The sequence below is a fragment of the Streptomyces sp. 891-h genome, from assembly GCF_022760275.1.
Classification (GTDB): domain Bacteria; phylum Actinomycetota; class Actinomycetes; order Streptomycetales; family Streptomycetaceae; genus Streptomyces; species Streptomyces spirodelae.
This window is the reverse complement of the sequence record NZ_CP050693.1, coordinates 5,666,186-5,683,856: the sequence shown is the minus strand read 5'-3', so window position 1 is coordinate 5,683,856 and position 17,671 is coordinate 5,666,186. Positions and strand designations below refer to the sequence as shown.

Genomic DNA, 17,671 nt, shown 5'->3' with positions numbered 1-17,671 from the left:
TGTGTCGCCTCCCACTTCGCGTCACTTTAGTCCACTCGTCCTCGCGGTCAACTACGGGACCAGGCGCGTCCACCTACGGGACCAGGCGCATTCCGGCGGTGGCCGGAGCGCCGGGCCGGGACGGCGGTGGACGGGTGGGACCAGGGAGGCCGCCGGGTGGGCTGTGGGGTACTTCACACCGCTGTGAGCCGCCGGTTTTCCCCGCTCCCGGACGGGCCGGCCGTTACGGAAGCGTCTAACGTCGTACACATGTCGATATCCGAACCCCGTCCCGGGCCCGCACCGTCCGTGATCGACGAGCTCGTCGCCGCGAACCGGGAGTACGCGGGCGGCTTCGCCGACCCCGGAATGGACGCCCGCCCGGTCCGCGAGGTCGCCGTTGTCGCCTGCATGGACGCCCGGCTCGATCTGCACGCCGCACTCGGCCTGGAGCTGGGCGACTGCCACACCATCCGCAACGCGGGCGGCGTCGTCACCGACGACATCATCCGCTCACTGACCATCAGCCAGCGCGCGCTGGGCACCCGCTCCGTGGTGCTGATCCACCACACCGGCTGCGGACTGCTCGACCTCACCGAGGATTTCCGGCACGAACTGGAACTGGAAGTGGGTCAGCGGCCGTCCTGGGCTGTCGAGTCCTTCAAGGACTTGGACCAGGACGTGCGCCAGTCGATCGAGCGCGTACGGACCTCGCCGTTCCTGCCCCACCGGGACGACATCCGCGGCTTCGTCTTCGACGTGACGACGGGCCGGCTGCGTGAGGTCGACCCGGCCTGACGCCGCGGGGCAGCCTGCTCCCGGCCACCCGGGAGAGTGACGGGAGGCCCCGTCGCCGTGAAGAATACGCAACAGCGCACAACGCGGGGCCCGGTCGAACGGATGTGGACTCCTACGCGGCGGGCGCGTACGGACGGGCACGGGGATGGGGCCGAGGAGGGCCGGTGACGACCTATGACGAGCGGACGAACCTGAGCGAGCTGAGCGCTACCGCGGGGGAGGTACGCCGCTGTGTCGAGTCGGTGATCGAGGGAAAGCCCGAAGTCGTCCGGCTCTCGCTGACGGTGCTGCTGGCCGAGGGGCACCTGCTGATCGAGGACGTGCCCGGAGTCGGCAAGACGATGCTGGCCAAGGCGCTGGCCAAGACCATCGACTGCTCGGTGCGCCGCATCCAGTTCACCCCCGACCTGCTGCCCTCCGACATCACCGGGGTGAGCGTCTACGACCAGCAGCGCAAGGACTTCGAGTTCAAGCCCGGTGCCGTCTTCGCACAGATAGTCATCGGCGACGAGATCAACCGTGCCTCGCCCAAGACGCAGTCCGCGCTGCTGGAGTCGATGGAGGAGCGCCAGGTCACCATCGACGGGCAGACCCATGAGCTGCCCGACCCGTTCATGGTGGTCGCCACCCAGAACCCGGTGGAGATGGAGGGCACCTATCCGCTGCCCGAGGCGCAGCGGGACCGGTTCATGGTGCGCGTCTCCATCGGCTACCCCAGCCCGGCCGCCGAGCTGGAGATGCTCGATGTGCACGGGAGCACCTCCCCGCTGGACGACCTCCAGCCGGTGGCGCACGCCCACGACATCGCCAAGCTGATCGAGACGGTGCGGGGCGTGCACGTCTCGGACGCGGTACGGCGCTACGCGGTCGAACTGGTGGCCGCCACCCGGTCGCACGCCGATCTGCGGCTGGGCGCCTCGCCGCGCGCGACGCTGCATCTGCTGCGGGCCGCCAAGGCGTCCGCGGCGCTGGCCGGGCGCGAGTTCGCGCTGCCCGACGATGTGCAGTCGCTGGCCGTTCCGGTGCTGGCGCACCGTCTGCTGCCCACGGCGCAGGCGCAGTTGAACCGCCGTACGGCCGAGCAGGTGGTCACCGAGATCCTCCAGCGGGTGCCGGTACCCGCCGTCGGGCCCGGCCCCACGCCACCCGGAACAGCCCCGGGCGCGCCCGGTGGCATGACCGGCCCCTACGGTCAGCCGCAGGCACCCGGACACCAGGCGCCCGGGCACCCACCGGCGGGCCGGCCGCAGCCCGGGCAGGCCCGGGGCTACTGATGGCCTACGGACCGGCCCCCGGCGCCCCGCCACCACCGTCGTCGCCACCGCCGTCGCCACCTGCCACTACGCAGCCGTACGGGAGCGGGGAGGCGCACCGGCGCGGTGGTGGCCGCTCCGGTGGCGCGGGCCCCGAGGAGGACCGGGAGAGCCTGGGTTCGCTGCGCCGGGCATTCGGCGGACTGACCACGCGCGGCCGCTCCTTCCTGGCGGCCGGGGTGGCGGCGGCCCTGTGCGCGTACGTACTGGGCCAGGACGAACTGCTGCGGGTCGGCGTGCTGCTGGCCGTGCTGCCGCTGGTGTGCGTACTGGTGCTGCACCGCACCCGCTACCGGGTGGCCGGCTACCGCAGGCTGTCGCCCTCCCGGGTGCCGGCCCGCTCGGAGGCCCGGGTGCACCTGCGGATCGACAACGTCTCGCGGCTGCCCACCGGGCTGTTGATGCTGCAGGACCGGGTGCCCTACGTACTCGGCCCCCGCCCCCGGTTCGTGCTGGACCGGGTGGAGCCGGGCGGGCGGCGTGAGGTCTCCTACCGCGTCCGCTCCGACCTGCGTGGACGCTATCCGCTGGGCCCGCTGCAACTGCGGCTGACGGACCCGTTCGGGATGTGCGAGCTGACCCGCTCCTTCAGTACGTACGACACCCTCACCGTCGTACCGCCCGTCGAAGCCCTGCCGCCCGTCCGGCTGACGGGCGAGACCAGCGGCTACGGGGAGGGACGGCAGCGCGCGCTGGCCCTTGCCGGGGACGACGATGTGATCCCGCGCGGCTACCGGCACGGCGACGACCTGCGGCGGGTCCACTGGCGGTCCACCGCGCGCTACGGCGAGCTGATGGTGCGCCGCGAGGAGCAGCCGCAGCAGGCCCGCTGCACCGTGGTGCTGGACACCCGCCGCTGCGCCTACCCCGGCGCGGGGCCCGACTCCCCGTTCGAGTGGGCCGTCGCGGCCGCCGCCTCCGTCTGCCTGCACCTGCTGGAGCGGGGCTGGTCGGTGCGGCTGCTGACCGACACCGGGGCCGCGGCGCCCGGACCGGAGAGCGGGGGGTTCCTCTCGGAGACCTCGGACACGGCGGGGCTGCTGCTGGACACCCTCGCCGTCGTCGAACATTCACCCGAACAGGGGCTGGCGGGCGCCTATGACGCGCTGCGCGGCGGAACGGCCGGGAACGAGGGACTGCTGATCGCGTTCCTCGGGGCCCTGGACGAGGAACAGGCCGGCACGGTCGGCCGGATGCGGCAGCGCTCCCACCGCGCCGTGGCGTTCGTCGTCGGCCCGGGCCCCGGCCCCGCCGTCCGGCAGCCGACGGACGGCGCCGCTCCGGCAGCCGCGCCCCGGCCCGTGGACAGGACTGCGGAAGCGCCGCTGCGTGCCCTGCGCGAGGCCGGGTGGACGGCGCTGCCCGGCGGCCCCGGAACGCCGCTGGCCGCGCTGTGGCAGGAAGCCGACAACATGAGCGCGAGGGGGCTGGAACGATGAGCGGACGGGGACGGCTCGCATGCTGCGCCGCGCTGGCGACCCTGACCGCGGCCTGCGCGCTGCTGCCGCTGGTCGATCCGGCGACCTGGCTGCTCCAGGCCGCGCTGCTGATCGCCGTACAGACCGGGGTGGGCGCGGCCACCCGCCGGGTGCCGCTCGCCCGCCCGGTGACCGTGCTGACGCAGGCCGTCGTCTCGGCGCTGCTGCTGACCGTGGTCTTCGCACGGGAGTACGCGCTGGGCGGGTTCCTGCCCAGCCCCGCGGGGTTCGAACGCTTCGGCACGCTGTTCCAGCAGGGCATCGACGACGTGAGCCGGTACGCGATACCCGCGCCGCTCACCGACGGCATACGGCTGATGCTCGTCGGCGGTGTGCTGGTCATCGGCCTGCTGGTGGACACCGTCGCCGTGACCTACCGCAGCGCGGCCCCCGCCGGGCTGCCGCTGCTCGCCCTGTACTCGGTGGCCGCCGGGCTCTCCCAGGGCGGCGCCCGCTGGCTGTGGTTCCTGTGTGCCGCGGGCGGCTATCTGCTGCTCCTGCTGGCCGAGGGGCGCGAGCGGCTCTCGCAGTGGGGCCGCGTCTTCGCCGACCGGGCCAGACCGGGCGCGCCCCCGCACCAGCCGGGCAGCGTCGGCGGACCCGCCATGGCGCCGGTGCGCACCGGTCGGCGGATCGGCGTGCTGGCGCTGGGCATCGCTCTGGTGGTGCCCGCCGCGCTGCCCTCGCTCAGTGGCGGACTGCTGGAGGACGTGGGCACCGGCGGCCGGGGCGGCGGCGACAAGGGCGGCGGCACCGTCTCCGCCGTCAACCCGGTCGTGGCCCTCAAGAACAGCCTCAACCAGCCGCAGGACCGCACCGCGCTCGTCTACTCCACCGAGGGCGACGACGACCAGGAGCTCTACCTGCGCATCGTCGCCCTCGACAAGTTCGACGGCGCCCAGTGGAAGCCCTCCGAGCGGCGCATCGGCGAGATCCCCGACCCGCTGCCGACACCACGCGGCCTGGCGCCCGGCGTACGCACCAGCACGGTCCGCGCCACCGTCCAGGCCAGCGACTCCTACGCCCAGGACTGGCTGCCCATGCCGTACCCGGCCCAGCGGGTACGCGTCGACGGCAAGTGGCGGTTCGAGCCGGAGGGCCGCACCCTGGTCGGCTACGACCGGCAGACCACCCGCGGCCTGCGCTACACCGTCGAGAGCCTCCGCGTGCGGCCGACCGCCGAGCAGCTGCGCAACGCCCCCGCACCGCCGCCCGCGCTCAAGCGCGAGTACACCGCGGTCCCCGGCTCGCTCCCCGACGTCGTACCCGAGACCGCGCGCAAGGTCACCCGCGGCGCCAAGGACAACTACGACCGCGCGGTGCTGCTCCAGGACTGGTTCGCCAGCAAAGGCGGCTTCACCTACGACACCGAGGTGTCCGCCGGCACCGGCGTCAACGCCATCGCCGACTTCCTGAAGCAGAAGGAGGGCTTCTGCATCCACTTCTCCTTCGCCATGGCCTCGATGGCCCGCACCCTCGGTATCCCGGCCCGCGTCGCGGTCGGCTTCACCCCCGGTACGGCCCGCGGCGACGGCAAGATGGAGGTCGGCTTCCAGGACGCACACGCCTGGCCCGAGCTGTACTTCGAAGGCGTCGGCTGGACCCGGTTCGAGCCCACCCCCACACGGGGCACCACCCCGCCCTACGCCCAGCCCGACGCGCCCGACTCCGACCTCGACCCCGGCGAGGAGCTGCCCGACCGCAGCCGGAACGACCAGCCCTCCGCCGATCCGTCGCCGTCCGACCGGTGCACCGCACAGCAGAAGCAGGCCGACCCCGAGTGCGGGCTCGCGGCCCCGCTCCCCGGCTCGCGCGACTCCGGCCAGGGGCCGCCCCTGGCCGCCGTCGCCGGGCTCGGCGCCGGTGGGCTGGCGGTGCTCGCGCTGCTGCTGGCCCCGATGCTGTCGCGGATGCGCAGACGCTCCCGGCGGCTACGTGACCCGGCCCCGGGAACCGGCGGTCCTGAGGCGGTGCTGAGCGCCTGGCAGGAGCTCATCGACACCGGCTGGGACTACGGGATCGTCCCCCAGGACTCCGCGACACCACGGACCGTCGCAGCGCGGCTGGCCCGGGTCGGTGAACTGCGGGAGGAAGACGCCGAGGCGGCGCAACGGGTCGCTCTCGCGGTCGAACAGGTGCTGTACGCGCCCGTCCCGCGGGCGGCGCCGGGGATCGCGGGTGAGGTGCGGCGCATCCGGGCGGGGCTGCGCTCCGCAGCGCCGCGTTCCGTACGGATACGGGCGCTGCTGCTGCCGCCCTCCACGGTGCGGCTCCTGTGGTCGGCGACCCGCAGGGTGCGGCGGTTGCGGGGCGCGTTCCGGAAGCCGGTGAGGGGTGCCTTGTCCCGGTGAAGAAGCCGGGAGGGGTGCCCCCGTTCGGGTGAGGGGTGCCCTTGACTGCGGGCTGCGGGTGCTCCCCCAGCCTTCGGCCGGGAGGTGCCCCAGGGGAGCAGTTCCCCGCGCCCCTTCGGGCGCGGGTCCAGCGTCTCAGTGGTGGCCGTGGCCCTCGTCGCGGCGGCGCTGCCAGCGCTCCTCGATGCGGGCCATCATCGACTTGCGGCTGCGTGGCTGCTGACGGCGGCCGGACCCGGATGGCGAGCCGGAGCCCTGCGCAGCCTGGCCCTGGGCCTGTCCTTCGCCCCGCTTGGGGGCCTTCTTCCACCCGGTGACCGCGAGGACCGCGCAGCCCAGCATCACCAGGAAGCCGACAACGCTGACCCAGATCTGCTGAGCGACCATTCCGGCCATGAGGAGCGCGATACCCACCAGAAAGCCCGCAACCGCTTGGTAGACCCGCTTGCGGGTGTACCGGCGCAGCTCACTTCCCTCGAGCGCTGTCGCGAACTTGGGATCTTCGGCGTACAGCGCTCGCTCCATCTGCTCGAGCATCCGCTGCTCGTGCTCAGAGAGCGGCACGGAGTCCTCCTACTCGTCGGTCGCGGGGGCGACCGGATGCGACTCTTTCAGGATAGGCAGGGAATCGCCCCCGTGAAACCCGCCCCTCTACGCCAATTCCTCCCACCACACCCGATATAACGGACGGGGTGCCCACGGCGTGTTCCGTTCATTCCCGCACCACCTTTCCGCCATGCCGGACGGTGTGCCTCGATCATACGGCGCGCAGCGGGTGATCGGGCGGTCGCGAAGAGACAGCCCCTGGCCGCGCGGTACGAGCCGGCTGTGACCGCCCGGTACGAGCGGCGTCGGCGGCGTCAGCGGCCGGCGGCCCGGACCGCGCGGGGCGGGACCTCGGCGAGCACATGGAGCTGACTGGCGACCGACTGGAAGTCGGGCAGCTCGGCGGCGGCCGCCTCCAGCCTGGCCAGCGCCTCCAGCGCGTCGGGCTCGGTGTCCACGAGCGCGCCGGGCACCAGGTCGGCGAAGATCCGTACGCCGTGCACGGAGATCACCTCCAACCCTGTGCTGGTCACCAGTGCGGTGAGCTGCTCGGGGGTGAACCTGCGGGGCATCGGGTCGGTCTCGCCCCAGCGCCCGCCGGGTGAGGTGAGCGCATGCCGCGCCTCGGTGAAGTGCCCGGCCAGCGCCCGCGCCAGCACGGCTCCGCCCAGCCCCGAGGCGAGCACACTGAGCGTGCCGCCTCCTTCGCGCAGCGCCGCGACGGCGTTGCCCAGACCCTCCGCGGGGTCGTCCACGTACTCCAGGACGCCGTGGCAGAGCACCACGTCGTAGCCGCCGCGCTCGGCCACGTCGAAGAGGCCGCGCACATCGCCCTGGACGCCGGTGACCCGCTCGGCGACGCCCGCCTCGGCGGCGCGGCGCTCCAGCGCGAAAAGGGCGTCGGGGCTCGGGTCGACGACGGTGACGCGGTGTCCGAGGCGCGCCACGGGCACGGCGAAGTTGCCGGTGCCGCCACCGGTGTCGAGCACCTCCAACTCGGCGCGGTCCGCCAGTTTGGCGCGCTGGTCGAGGGCTCCCCTGAGGACGTCCCAGACCACTGCGGTCCGGAGGGTTGCGCTGGGGCGGGACATGGACTGCTCCTCGGCTCAGGGACGGGCGTGTCCCACCCTATTGCCTCCCGGGCCCGCTGATCCGCCCGGCGGGCCTCTCGTCCGCACGGCGTCTCATCCCGCCCGCCGGTCGCGGGGGTGCGACGGGCGGTGGTGCTCGGTGTGGCGCTCGGTGTGCTGCTCCTCGCCGGTGACCGTGCGGGGCCTGGGCAGGGCCGGCTGCGCGACGAGCATCCGCTCGACGAGCCGGAGGAACATCCCGGCGTAGTGGACCAGGTCGTCGGCGTCCCGCCAGCTCGCGGCGCCGGCTATGCCCGCCTCCGCGCGGGCGCGACGGGGAGCACCTGAGGCGAAGAGGTCCGCCCACTCGGTGAGTTCCGGTGCGACTTCCGGCAGCACTTCCCAGGCGCTGCGGATGCCGGGGCGCCGCGCCCGGCGCGAGGGGGCGCCGCGCCTGCGGGGCGGTGCCGGCTCCGGGCGGCCCCGGACGGCCAGCACGGCGGCGGCCGTGCGCAGCGCGGCGAGATGCGCTGTGGCATACCGCTCGTTGGCCGTCTGCATGGCGGCCGCCTCGTCGAGCCCGTGCTGGGCCTGCGCCAGCAGGTCGAGCGCGGCGGGCGGGGCGGTGGCCCGGCGGAGCACCGGGTGGATGTCGTGGGCGTCGGGGGCCGGGCGCGGGTCGGGGGTCGGGCGCGTTTCGGGGTGGCTGGCGGGTGGCGCTGTCGGCTGCGGGGGCGCGGGGCGCGCTCCCGGAGAAGGTCGCATCACGTGAATCAACCTCCCGTCGGCTGATGCCGGTTCGAGAACCGGTCGTATGGGCACATCGTGTCGCATGCCACTGACAATCGACCCGACCTGGGCAAACGCCGTACGGGGCAGCGAAGTGCCGGGCGTGCGGCGCCGCGGGGACGGCCCGGTTGGCGTCCCGGCCGCCGCCTGCTGCATACTTTGAACTGACCAGTCAGTTCAAAAGCGCCGTGCCCGGCGCCGGGGACCGGGCACGGCGCGCCCAGCGGGACGCGACGACACATCGGGAGGGGCCGTGGCAGACGTGCGAGGAGCCGCCGTCTCGGCGGAGGACTTCGGGCTCGACGGGCCGCGCGGCCCCGTCTTCGAAGGGGTGAGCTTCACCGCCGATGCGGGCTCGCTGATCGCGCTGGTCGGGCCCTCGGGCTCCGGACGCACCTGTCTGCTGCTGGCGCTGACCGGCCGGATGAAGGCGAGCCGCGGCCACGCGAAGGTCGCGGGTCACCCGCTGCCCAAGCGGCTCGCGCCCGTACGCCGCATCAGCGCCCTGGGCCCGGTCCCCGGCGTCAACGACCTGGACCCGGCGCTGACCGTCACCGAGCAGCTGCGCGAGCGGGTGCTGCTCCAGCGGCGGTTCGACAGCCCGCTGCGCGCCCTGCTGCGCCCCCGCAAGGAGCGGGCCGCGGCGAGCCGGGCACGGCTGGAGGCCGCGCTGGAGACCGCCGGGCTCGACCTGGACGCGCTGCCCAGGGGCGGGCGCACGGCCGTACGGGACCTGGAGCGGCTCGATGTGCTGCGGCTCTCCGTGGCGCTGGCGCTGCTGGGCGAGCCGCGGCTGCTGGCGGTCGACGACTGGGACCAGAAGCTGGCTCCGAGCGAACGCGAGGCGGCGTGGGGGCTGTTGCGCACGGTGGCTGAGCGGGGCACCACCGTGCTCGCGGTGTGCAGCGAGCCGCCCGCCGAGGGCGCCGTGGTGGTCCGTACGGACAGGACGCGCTCCGGCGGTGCACACGGCGACGGGCACGACGGCGCGCGAGGGCGCGACGGCGCACAGGGCGACCAGGACGACGACACGGAGAAGGAGGGGGCGGAGGATGCGCTCGCCGAGGCTAGCCGCGCTTGAGCTGAAGCGGTTCGGCAGGGGACGGCTGCCGCGAGCGGCGATGGCGGCGATGCTGCTGCTTCCGCTGCTGTACGGGGCGCTGTACCTGTGGTCGTTCTGGAACCCCTACGAGCGCCTGGACAAGGTCCCGGTGGCGCTGGTGAACGAGGACCGGGGCGCCACGGTCAAGGGCGAGCGGATCGACGCGGGCGACGACATCGTCAAGGGCCTGCACGACAGCGACTCGTTCGACTGGCAGGAGACCAGCGCCGCGGACGCCCGCAAGGGGGTCGAGGACGGGCGGTACTACCTGTCGCTGACGGTGCCCGCCGACTTCAGCAAGCGGGTCTCCTCCAGCTCGGGCGACTCCCCCGAGACGGGCGCGCTCGAGGTGCGCACCAACGACGCCAACAACTACATCGTCGGGCAGATCTCCCGCACCGTCTTCTCCGAGCTCCGCGCCGGGGCCTCCAGCAAGGTCTCGCGCGGCTTCTTCGACAAGATCTACGTCTCCTTCTCCACTCTGCACGGCAAGACGGCGAAGGCCGCCGAGGGCGCCGACGACCTGGGCGCCGGCATCGGCAAGGCGAAGAAGGGCGCGGGCAGGCTCAAGAGCGGCCTGGGCGACGCGGAGACCGGCAGCGGCGATCTCAAGAGCGGCGCGGGCAAGGTCGCCGCGGGCACCCAGAAGCTGGCCGACAAGGTGAACGGCGCCGCCGACGAGGTACGGCCGTTCCTCAAGGCGCACAGCGGTGAAGTGGGCGAGGCCGCGCGGGGAGTGGCCCGTACCAGCAAGACGCTCAAGAAGAACCTCGGCAAGCTGCCGGCCGACGCGCAGCGTGCCCAGACCGACTCGCGCAAGGCCGCCGACGCGCTCTCGAAGCTGTACTCGGCACGCTGCGGCAAGGGCGGGCCGTCCGGACCCGGCCCGGACCTGCCCGCCCCCAGCAGCCCCGGCCCGAGCACCCCAGCACCGGACAAGCCCACCCCCGACCTGCCTCTCCCGAACCCGTCCACGAACCCGTCCACGAGCGGCTCCCCGAGCGGGCCCACGAGCGGCTCCCCGAGCGGGTCGGGGGCCGCCAAGGGCAAGGCAGCGGCCGACTCCTGCGCGGAGTTGAAGAAGGCCGTCGACGCGGCGGAACGCTCGGCGAAGGTCGCAGCGAAGCTCAACGGCTACGTCCAGAACGAGAAGAACCTCGACGAACTCGGCCGCCACCTCGACCAGCTGAACCGGGCCGCGAACAAGGTCGCAGCCCGGGCCCCGCACCTCCAGCAGGACGTGGACAGCGCCGTACGGCAGATCAACGCCCTCAACAAGGGCGCTCACAAGGTCGCCAAGGGCGCCGGGAAGCTCCACTCGGGCCTCGGCGAACTCTCCGGCGGCGCCGCCACGCTCGACGGTGGCCTGTTCAAACTGGCCGACGGCTCGGGAAAGCTGGCACACGGCCTGCACGCGGGCGCGAAGCAGATACCGGACTACGACAAGAAGGAGCGGCAGGACCGCACCGGCGTGATGGCCGACCCGGTTGACCTGGCCTCGCACAAGGCCCACACGGCGCCCAACTACGGCACCGGTTTCGCGCCGTACTTCATCCCGCTCTCCCTCTGGGTCGGCGCGATGATCGCCTACATGCTGCTGCAGCCGCTCAACAAGCGGGCGCTGGCGGCGGGCGCCACGAGCTGGCGGATCGCGCTGGCGGGCTGGCTGCCGGTGGCCGCGATCGGGGTGGCCCAGGTGGCCGCGCTGATGAGCGTGCTGCACTGGGGGCTCGGACTCCAGATGGCGCGCGGCCTGGCGACGGTGGGCTTCCTGGTGCTGGTCACGGCGTGCTTCACGGCGATCGTCCAGTTCCTCAACGCGCGCTTCGGGCCCGCAGGGCGCATCCTCGTCCTGGCGATGCTGATGCTGCAGCTGACCTCGGCCGGCGGTACGTACCCGATCCAGACCAGCCCCGGCTTCTTCAACGCGCTCCACCCGCTGCTGCCCATGAGTTACGTGGTGGAGGGGCTGCGGCACCTGATCACCGGGGGCGAGCTGTGGCCGGTGTGGCGGGCGTGCCTGGTGCTGCTGGCCTTCACCGCGGGCGCCCTCGCGCTGACGGCCGTCACAGCGCGCCGCAAGCAGGTGTGGACGCTGGACAGGCTGCGCCCGGAGATCTCGCTGTGAGGCCGGGAGCACACCGCGCCGACCCGGCCGGTCCCGAGGGGAGAATGGCCGCATGACGAGTGCCCGCACCACCACGCCACGCAGCCGCAGCGCCACCAGGGACAAGCTCTTCCAGGCGGCGGTCACCCTCATCGCCGAACAGGGGTTCTCCTCGACGACCGTCGAGGAGATCGCCGAACGGGCGGGGGTGGCCAAGGGCACGGTCTACTACAACTTCGCCAGCAAGACCGAACTGTTCGAGGAGCTGCTGCGGCACGGTGTGGCACTGCTGACCGCCGATCTGCGGCAGGCCGCCGAGGAGACGGCCGACCGGGGCGGCAGCCGGGTGGACGCACTGGACTCGATGGTCCGCGCGGGGCTCCAGTTCATCGACCGCTACCCCGCCTTCACCCAGCTCTACGTCGCCGAACTCTGGCGCACCGGACGGGCCTGGAACGACACGCTGCTGGTGGTACGCAAGGAGGCGGTCGCCGTCGTCGAGGGCGTCCTGCGTGCCGGGGTCGCCGAGGGTGAGCTCAGCGAGGACATCGACATCCAGCTCACCGCCGCGGCCCTGGTGGGGATGGTGCTGGTCGCCGCGCTCGACTGGAAGGCGTTCCAGCCGGAGCGCTCCCTCGAGGACGTACACGGCGCACTGTCCCTGCTGCTCCAGGGCCGGGTCGGCGGAAGCCGGCCCCGCTGACCGCGGAACCGGCCGCCTGAGCGAGGCGGCCCCGTCCCCACCGGGGCCGCCCCACCTGTGCGGGGGGTGGCTCGCGGAAGGGCGCCGCACCGTTCCGCGGCCCCGTGTCAGCGGTCCGGCCCGTCCCCTTCCGTCACCCCCCCACTCTGCCGCCCACCCGGCTGGCACCCCATCCGCGCGCATACTCAAGATCCCCCCTGAGTACGAGTACCTACTGCTGCCCGAACGCCGTCGCGGCGGGCAAAGGGGCCTCCCGCCGCGACGGCGGAGAGTGGGCGGGGGCGGGGGCTCGATAAGGTCGGGGCATGCGGGTTGTGGTGGTCGGCGCTGGGATGGGTGGGATGGCGGCGGCGGCTCGGTTGGCTGTCGCCGGGCACGAGGTCGTGGTGCACGAGCGGGGCGGGACCCATGGGGGCGCCGTGCGGCGGTATGTGCGGGACGGTTTCGGGTTCGACACCGGGCCGGGGCTGCTGCAACTGCCCGCCGTCTACCGGGATCTGTTCGTCAAGACCGGCCGCGATCGGCTGGAGGACCGGGTGGAGCTGGTCCAGGTGCCGGTCACCGCGCGGCATGTGTTCGCCGACGGGACGTCCGTGACGCTGCCGAACGCCTCCCGGGGCAAGGTGATCGCCGCGCTGGACGACGCGCTGGGCACCGGCGCGGGTGAGCGGTGGGCCGGGATGCTGACGCGGGCCCGCGAGGCGTGGGAGGTCACGCGCCGCCCGCTGTTGGAGGAGCCGCTGCGGGACGAGCCCTCCTCGCGGGGTGCGCTGGTCCGGGACGGGGCCTATCCGGCGCTGCGGAAGAAGGGGCTGCTGGGCCGCTTGCGTACTCGCCGGGCGGGAGGTGCCGCCGGTCCTGCGCTGGCCGAGATCGCGCGGGACGAGCTGGGCGATCCGCGGCTGGCCGCGATGCTGTGCGGCTGCGCCTGGGCGCATGGCCTGGACCCGGCGGAGGCTCCGGCGAGCGCCGCCGTACTGGCGTATGTCGAGGACACCTTCGGCACCTGGTACGTGCGCGGCGGTATGCGGGCGCTCGCCGACGCACTGTACGAGCGGTGCCGCGAGCGGAAGGTGACCTTCCACTTCGACAGCGCCGTGACGGGCGTACGCGAGAAGGACGGGCGAGCAGCCGGGGTGGAGCTGGCGGACGGCTCGACGGTGGACGCGGACGTGGTCGTCGCGGGGGCCGGTCCGGGCGCGCCCGGTGGCCAGGGCGGCGCCGGGCGCGGCATGGCCCGGTTCACGGTGCTGCTCGCGCTGCGGGGCGCCCGCCCCGAGGGCACCCCGCACCGGACGCTGGTGCACCGCGCGGAGGCGCCGGGGCAGCCGCTGACCCTGCTGCGGCCTGACGATCCGGCACTGCGCCCCGACGACCAGCACGAGGCGGCGGTGCTCACGCTGCCGGTGCCCCCGGGAACAGGGACCGAGTCCGGTACGGCCGGGGAACTCGTCGAGCGGCTGCTGGCGCTGACGGACGCCGCGGGGCTGGGACTGAGCGAGCGGCTGCTGTGGCACGAGGTGCGCACCCCCGCCGACCACGAGGCGGAGACCGGCGCCCCGGGCGGCCTGGTGCCGCCGCCCGCGCTACCCGGTGCCGGTGGCGCTTTCCTGCACCCGGCCAACTCGGCCCCACTGCCGGGGCTCTACGCGGCGGGCGGCTGGTCCCACCCGGGCGGCGGCCTGCCCGCAGCCGGGATGAGCGGAGCCATGGTGGCGGGGCTGGTGCAGGACCCTGAATGGCGCGGCTCGGTCTGACCGACCGGCCCCACGCGGGGTACGTCTCCGGCAAGTCGCGCCCGACACCGGGCTGGTGCGCCCGCCTCCTGGCCGGTGGCCGTCGGCGGGCGCGGCGACCGGCAGTGGTCACCGTCGCGCCGGTGGCCCGGTGTCCGCAGGTGGCTCAGTACTGGCCGCTGCCGTAGTAGTCCGGTGGGTACTGCGGTGCCTGCTGCGGGTACGGCTGGGGCTGGGGCTGCTGGTGGGACGTCTCGGGGGCGTAGTAGTCGCCGTACTCGCTGCCGCCGTAGTCGCTTCCGTACTCGTTTCCGTGCCCGCTCCCGTAGCCGCCGTAGGGCGGCGGTTCGGCCGGGGGGAGGGGTGCGCCGGAGTCGCGCTGTTGGGGGACCCAGACGCCGCCCGGCGGGGTCTCGGGCACATCGGGGTAGTACGGCTGCTGCTGGGCGGGCTCCTGGGGCGGCGCGGGGTAGCCGTACTCGTCCGCGTAGCCGCCGCCGTAGCCGCCGTAGGGGTCCGGGTACTCCTGGTACGCGGGGTAGTTCTGGTACGCGGCGGAGTCCCCGGCGCCGGGGGCTTCCGGGTAACCGGTGTACTGGCCGGCGTACTGCTCGCCGATACCTGCCGCCTCCCCGTAGGCGTACACCTGCGTCTCGTCCGCCGCGGGCCCGGCGCCGGGTACCGGCGCCGAGGGGGGCATCGCTCCCGGGTGCCCGCCGAAGACGGAGGTCTCTTCCTCGTAGTCGTCGGGGCCGCTGTAGGCGCCGTATCCGGCGTACGCGTAGTCACTACCGGCTTCCTGCCCGTACGGCGCTGCGGGCTCCTGGCCTCCGTAGCCCTGCGGGCCGTAGTCGTCGACCGGGTCGGGAACCGGCATCGTGCCGGGGGCCGGTACCGCGTCCGGGCCGTGCGTCTCCAGCCCGGTGACCTCCAGGGACGCGGTGTCCCGGCCGGTCGCCGTACCCGCGCGGCGGCGTCGGCTGGAGCCGGGGCCACCGCCGAGCGACCACCCGGCGGTGAACCCGCTCCGTACCGAGAGCGTGACGAACGTCTGGCCGACGGCGAAGGCCGCGATGCCGACGCCGATCACGATGATCGACGGCAGCACCGTGCCCACCACCACGCCCAGGAACCCGGCGAAGGCCAGCGCCCGCCAGCGCAGCCGGGCCTTGTACTGGAGCAGGACCTCGCCCAGCAGCCACAGTGCGACGACGCCGAACGCGATATAGAGGACCGTCCAGCCCATCTACGCCCCTCTTCCCGCTCCCGCCGCCCCATGGGCGGCTCCGTGACTCAAGCCCCCTTGCGGAGGCCCAGGTTAGCCCTCTCCCGAAGGCCGAGATTCTGGTGGATCTCAAGCGTCGCCGTGGAGTGGTTGAGCGTGATGAAGTGCAGCCCCGGGACGCCTTCGGCCATCAGCCTCGCACACAAGTCTGTGGCGTACTCGATTCCGACCGAGCGTACCGCCGCCGGATCGTCCTGGACCGCGTGGAGCCGCTCGATCATCTCGGTCGGCAGGGTGGCGTTGCTCAACTGCGCGAACCGCTCGATCTGCTTCACGTTCGTGACGGGCATGATCTCCGGGATGATGGGCGTGTGGCAGCCGGCCGCCGCGACCTTGTCCCGCAGCCGCAGATAGTCCTCGGCCCGGAAGAACATCTGGGTGATCGCGTAGTCCGCACCGGCCTTGCACTTGTTCACGAAGTGCCGGATGTCGCTCTCCCAGTCGGTGGAGCGCGGGTGCATCTCGGGGAAGGCCGCGACACCGACGCAGAAGTCGCCGGATTCCTTGATCAGCTCGACGAGCTCGGAGGCGTAGTTGATCCCGTTGGGGTGCTTGACCCACTCCCCCAGCGGGTCGCCGGGAGGGTCGCCGCGCAGCGCGAGCACATTGCGGATGCCCGCGTCCGCGTACTGCCCGATGACGTTGCGCAACTCGGCCCGCGAGTGGTTGACCGCGGTCAGATGCGCGACCGGGGTCAGCGTGGTCTCGTTGGCGATGCGCTCGGTGTTGCGGACCGTGCCCTCACGCGAGGAACCGCCCGCTCCATAGGTGACGGACACGAAGGTCGGGGACACCGCCTCGATGCGGCGCAGCGCGTCCCACAGGGTCCGCACCCCTTTTTCGGTCTTCGGCGCGAAGAACTCGAAGGAGAAGGACTGCTCTCCGCTCGCGAGCAGATCACGCACAGTCGGCGGACGGTCTGTCCTGGGAGCTGAGATACCGATGGCCATAGCTGCAGGTTAGTGGCCTGGCCTGCAGAACGACTCGACACTGCCATATTTAGGGATGATCTGTCCGGTTCCCGGATGGCCGATGTCCACCTGTTGGACGGAAGGGCCACCCCGTGTTAAGGGAACGGCCACGTCAGGGCACCGGTGGCCGCGGCGGGGCGGCGGCACGGATGACCGCGGCGGGGGCGGCCGCGACGGTCGCGACGGCCGCCGGACCTACCGGTCGACCTCGGCCGCCTCCCGCAGCCGCCGCGCCAGCGAGGCCGCGGCAGCCCCCGGATCGTCCGCCCGGGTGAGCGCGCGGACGACCACCACCCGGCGGGCACCGGCCTGAAGCACCTGGCCGAGATTGTCCGCATCGATACCGCCGATGGCGAACCACGGCCGGGACGCCGGATCCGTGCCGGTACGGGCGGCAGTGTGACGGACGAGATCCAGCCCCGGTGCGGGACGGCCCGGCTTGGTGGGGGTCGGCCAGCACGGACCGGTGCAGAAGTAGTCGACGCCCGGCTCGGCCAGCGCCGCGTCCGCCTCCGCGGCCGAGTGGGTGGAACGGCCGATCAGCACCTGTTCGCCGAGCAGCGCGCGGGCCGCGGGCACCGGCAGATCACCTTGGCCGAGATGGAGCACGTCGGAGCCGGCGGCGTGGGCCACATCAGCGCGGTCGTTGACGGCCAGCAGCGCGCCGTGCCGACTGCAGGCGTCGGCGAAGACGGCCAGGTGCTCCAGCTCCTCGGCCGCCTCCATGCCCTTGTCGCGCAGCTGGACGATGTCCACCCCGTTCGCCAGCACGGCGTCCAGGAACTCGGGCAGGTCGCCCTGCACCTTGCGGGCGTCGGTGCACAGGTACAGCCGCGCGTCGGCGAGCCGCTGCCGGGCCCCGCCGGACGCGGCGGAGTCGGCGGCCGTGGCATAGCCGGCGGCGCCGGGCGCGGTGCCGGGCGTGGTGGTGCTGCGGGACATGGCGCGGTGGTTCCCCCCGTGCGGGGGTGCGCGGGCCCACGAGCGGGCCCACGCACCCGGTGGTGTCGGTGTTCTCGTGCTGTGCCCGGGCCGGCCGGCCCGGGCGGCGGCGTCAGACGGCGAGCGCCTGGGCGCGGCGCTTGACCTCCGTGCCCCGGTTCTCCCGCAGGGCCGTCACCGGCGAGCCGGGCAGGGACTCGTCCTCGGTGAACAGCCACTCGAGCATCTCTTCGTCGCTGAAGCCGTCGTCCTTCAGGAGCGTGATGGTGCCCGCCAGGCCCTTCACGATCCGGCCTTCGCCGATGAAGGCGGCCGGAACCTGGAGCACCCTGTTGCCGGACTCCGCTTCCCGCCGCACCGCGATCAGCTGGCCTTCCTTCACGAGCTGCCGTACCCGGGTCACTTCGACGCCGAGCTTTTCGGCGACGTCGGGAAGGGTGAGCCAGGCGGGGACGAGAGCCTCGGTCTTTGCGTCAATCTCGGTCACGGGTTCCAGACTGC

At 73.4% G+C, this 17,671-nt stretch carries 15 protein-coding genes; 8 read left to right on the top strand and 7 right to left on the bottom strand.

Annotated features, from left to right (window positions below):
* Positions 1-249: 249 nt before the first annotated feature.
* The 4 genes from HC362_RS24915 (at position 250) to HC362_RS24900 (ending at position 5,919) form a co-directional block, all read left to right on the top strand.
* Positions 250-777 (top strand): carbonic anhydrase, encoded by a 528-nt coding sequence (locus tag HC362_RS24915; RefSeq protein ID WP_243086387.1) that lies wholly within the window; start codon positions 250-252, stop codon positions 775-777.
* A gap of 164 nt (positions 778-941) precedes the next feature.
* Entirely contained in the window at positions 942-2,051 is a 1,110-nt protein-coding gene (locus tag HC362_RS24910; RefSeq protein ID WP_243086386.1) for a MoxR family ATPase, read from the top strand.
* Positions 2,051-3,529 carry a DUF58 domain-containing protein gene (locus tag HC362_RS24905; RefSeq protein ID WP_243086385.1) on the top strand — a complete coding sequence of 493 codons (1,479 nt, stop codon included), beginning with the start codon at positions 2,051-2,053 and terminating at the stop codon, positions 3,527-3,529. The genes HC362_RS24910 and HC362_RS24905 overlap by 1 nt, the downstream gene beginning before the upstream one ends.
* Complete coding sequence (locus HC362_RS24900; protein ID WP_243086384.1) at positions 3,526-5,919, top strand: DUF3488 and transglutaminase-like domain-containing protein; 2,394 nt, start codon at positions 3,526-3,528, stop codon at positions 5,917-5,919. The genes HC362_RS24905 and HC362_RS24900 overlap by 4 nt, the downstream gene beginning before the upstream one ends.
* A gap of 135 nt (positions 5,920-6,054) precedes the next feature.
* Here the strand turns inward: HC362_RS24900 and HC362_RS24895 are convergent, their stop codons facing one another.
* The 3 genes from HC362_RS24895 to HC362_RS24885 all read right to left on the bottom strand — a co-directional run bounded on the left by HC362_RS24895 (position 6,055) and on the right by HC362_RS24885 (position 8,300).
* Positions 6,055-6,483 carry a DUF3040 domain-containing protein gene (locus HC362_RS24895; RefSeq protein WP_243086383.1) on the bottom strand — a complete coding sequence of 143 codons (429 nt, stop codon included), beginning with the start codon at positions 6,481-6,483 and terminating at the stop codon, positions 6,055-6,057.
* Positions 6,484-6,779: 296 nt separating this feature from the next.
* The gene (locus HC362_RS24890) at positions 6,780-7,556 is read right to left on the bottom strand and encodes a methyltransferase (RefSeq protein WP_243086382.1); all 777 of its coding nucleotides are present in this window, start codon (positions 7,554-7,556) and stop codon (positions 6,780-6,782) included.
* Between the two features lie 93 nt (positions 7,557-7,649).
* Positions 7,650-8,300: an SAV_6107 family HEPN domain-containing protein gene (locus tag HC362_RS24885; protein ID WP_243086381.1), complete on the bottom strand. Its 651-nt coding sequence runs from the start codon at positions 8,298-8,300 to the stop codon at positions 7,650-7,652.
* A 277-nt stretch (positions 8,301-8,577) separates the two neighbouring features.
* Between HC362_RS24885 and HC362_RS24880 the strand changes: the two genes are divergently transcribed.
* From HC362_RS24880 to HC362_RS24865, 4 genes are all read left to right on the top strand, one after another.
* A complete protein-coding gene (locus HC362_RS24880) occupies positions 8,578-9,405 on the top strand; it encodes an ATP-binding cassette domain-containing protein (RefSeq protein ID WP_243086380.1) in 828 nt (275 codons plus the stop codon).
* Positions 9,377-11,554 carry a YhgE/Pip domain-containing protein gene (locus tag HC362_RS24875; protein ID WP_243086379.1) on the top strand — a complete coding sequence of 726 codons (2,178 nt, stop codon included), beginning with the start codon at positions 9,377-9,379 and terminating at the stop codon, positions 11,552-11,554. The genes HC362_RS24880 and HC362_RS24875 overlap by 29 nt, the downstream gene beginning before the upstream one ends.
* Positions 11,555-11,606: 52 nt before the next feature.
* Positions 11,607-12,236, top strand: coding sequence for a TetR/AcrR family transcriptional regulator (locus tag HC362_RS24870; RefSeq protein WP_243086378.1), 630 nt, complete (start codon positions 11,607-11,609; stop codon positions 12,234-12,236).
* 305 nt (positions 12,237-12,541) lie between these two features.
* Positions 12,542-13,993, top strand: a complete 1,452-nt coding sequence (locus tag HC362_RS24865; RefSeq protein WP_243086377.1) for an NAD(P)/FAD-dependent oxidoreductase — start codon at positions 12,542-12,544, stop codon at positions 13,991-13,993.
* A 145-nt stretch (positions 13,994-14,138) separates the two neighbouring features.
* Here the strand turns inward: HC362_RS24865 and HC362_RS24860 are convergent, their stop codons facing one another.
* From HC362_RS24860 to HC362_RS24845, 4 genes are all read right to left on the bottom strand, one after another.
* Positions 14,139-15,218, bottom strand: a complete 1,080-nt coding sequence (locus tag HC362_RS24860; RefSeq protein WP_243086376.1) for a hypothetical protein — start codon at positions 15,216-15,218, stop codon at positions 14,139-14,141.
* A gap of 47 nt (positions 15,219-15,265) precedes the next feature.
* Positions 15,266-16,207 carry a methylenetetrahydrofolate reductase [NAD(P)H] gene (gene metF / locus HC362_RS24855; protein WP_243086375.1) on the bottom strand — a complete coding sequence of 314 codons (942 nt, stop codon included), beginning with the start codon at positions 16,205-16,207 and terminating at the stop codon, positions 15,266-15,268.
* A gap of 216 nt (positions 16,208-16,423) precedes the next feature.
* Complete coding sequence (thiE, locus tag HC362_RS24850) at positions 16,424-17,170, bottom strand: thiamine phosphate synthase (protein ID WP_243086374.1); 747 nt, start codon at positions 17,168-17,170, stop codon at positions 16,424-16,426.
* Between the two features lie 112 nt (positions 17,171-17,282).
* Entirely contained in the window at positions 17,283-17,657 is a 375-nt protein-coding gene (locus HC362_RS24845) for an Rv2175c family DNA-binding protein (RefSeq protein WP_243086373.1), read from the bottom strand.
* Positions 17,658-17,671: the final 14 nt, after the last annotated feature.

Bases quoted from the DNA above. Each gene is read 5' to 3' on its own strand.
- HC362_RS24875 (WP_243086379.1), top strand. From the start codon at position 9,377: ATGCGCTCGCCGAGGCTAGCCGCGCTTGAGCTGAAGCGGTTCGGCAGG.
- HC362_RS24860 (WP_243086376.1), bottom strand. From the start codon at position 15,218: ATGGGCTGGACGGTCCTCTATATCGCGTTCGGCGTCGTCGCACTGTGG.
- HC362_RS24885 (WP_243086381.1), bottom strand. From the start codon at position 8,300: ATGCGACCTTCTCCGGGAGCGCGCCCCGCGCCCCCGCAGCCGACAGCG.
- HC362_RS24870 (WP_243086378.1), top strand. From the start codon at position 11,607: ATGACGAGTGCCCGCACCACCACGCCACGCAGCCGCAGCGCCACCAGG.
- thiE (WP_243086374.1), bottom strand. From the start codon at position 17,170: ATGTCCCGCAGCACCACCACGCCCGGCACCGCGCCCGGCGCCGCCGGC.
- HC362_RS24915 (WP_243086387.1), top strand. From the start codon at position 250: ATGTCGATATCCGAACCCCGTCCCGGGCCCGCACCGTCCGTGATCGAC.
- HC362_RS24890 (WP_243086382.1), bottom strand. From the start codon at position 7,556: ATGTCCCGCCCCAGCGCAACCCTCCGGACCGCAGTGGTCTGGGACGTC.
- metF (WP_243086375.1), bottom strand. From the start codon at position 16,207: ATGGCCATCGGTATCTCAGCTCCCAGGACAGACCGTCCGCCGACTGTG.
- HC362_RS24865 (WP_243086377.1), top strand. From the start codon at position 12,542: ATGCGGGTTGTGGTGGTCGGCGCTGGGATGGGTGGGATGGCGGCGGCG.
- HC362_RS24900 (WP_243086384.1), top strand. From the start codon at position 3,526: ATGAGCGGACGGGGACGGCTCGCATGCTGCGCCGCGCTGGCGACCCTG.
- HC362_RS24905 (WP_243086385.1), top strand. From the start codon at position 2,051: ATGGCCTACGGACCGGCCCCCGGCGCCCCGCCACCACCGTCGTCGCCA.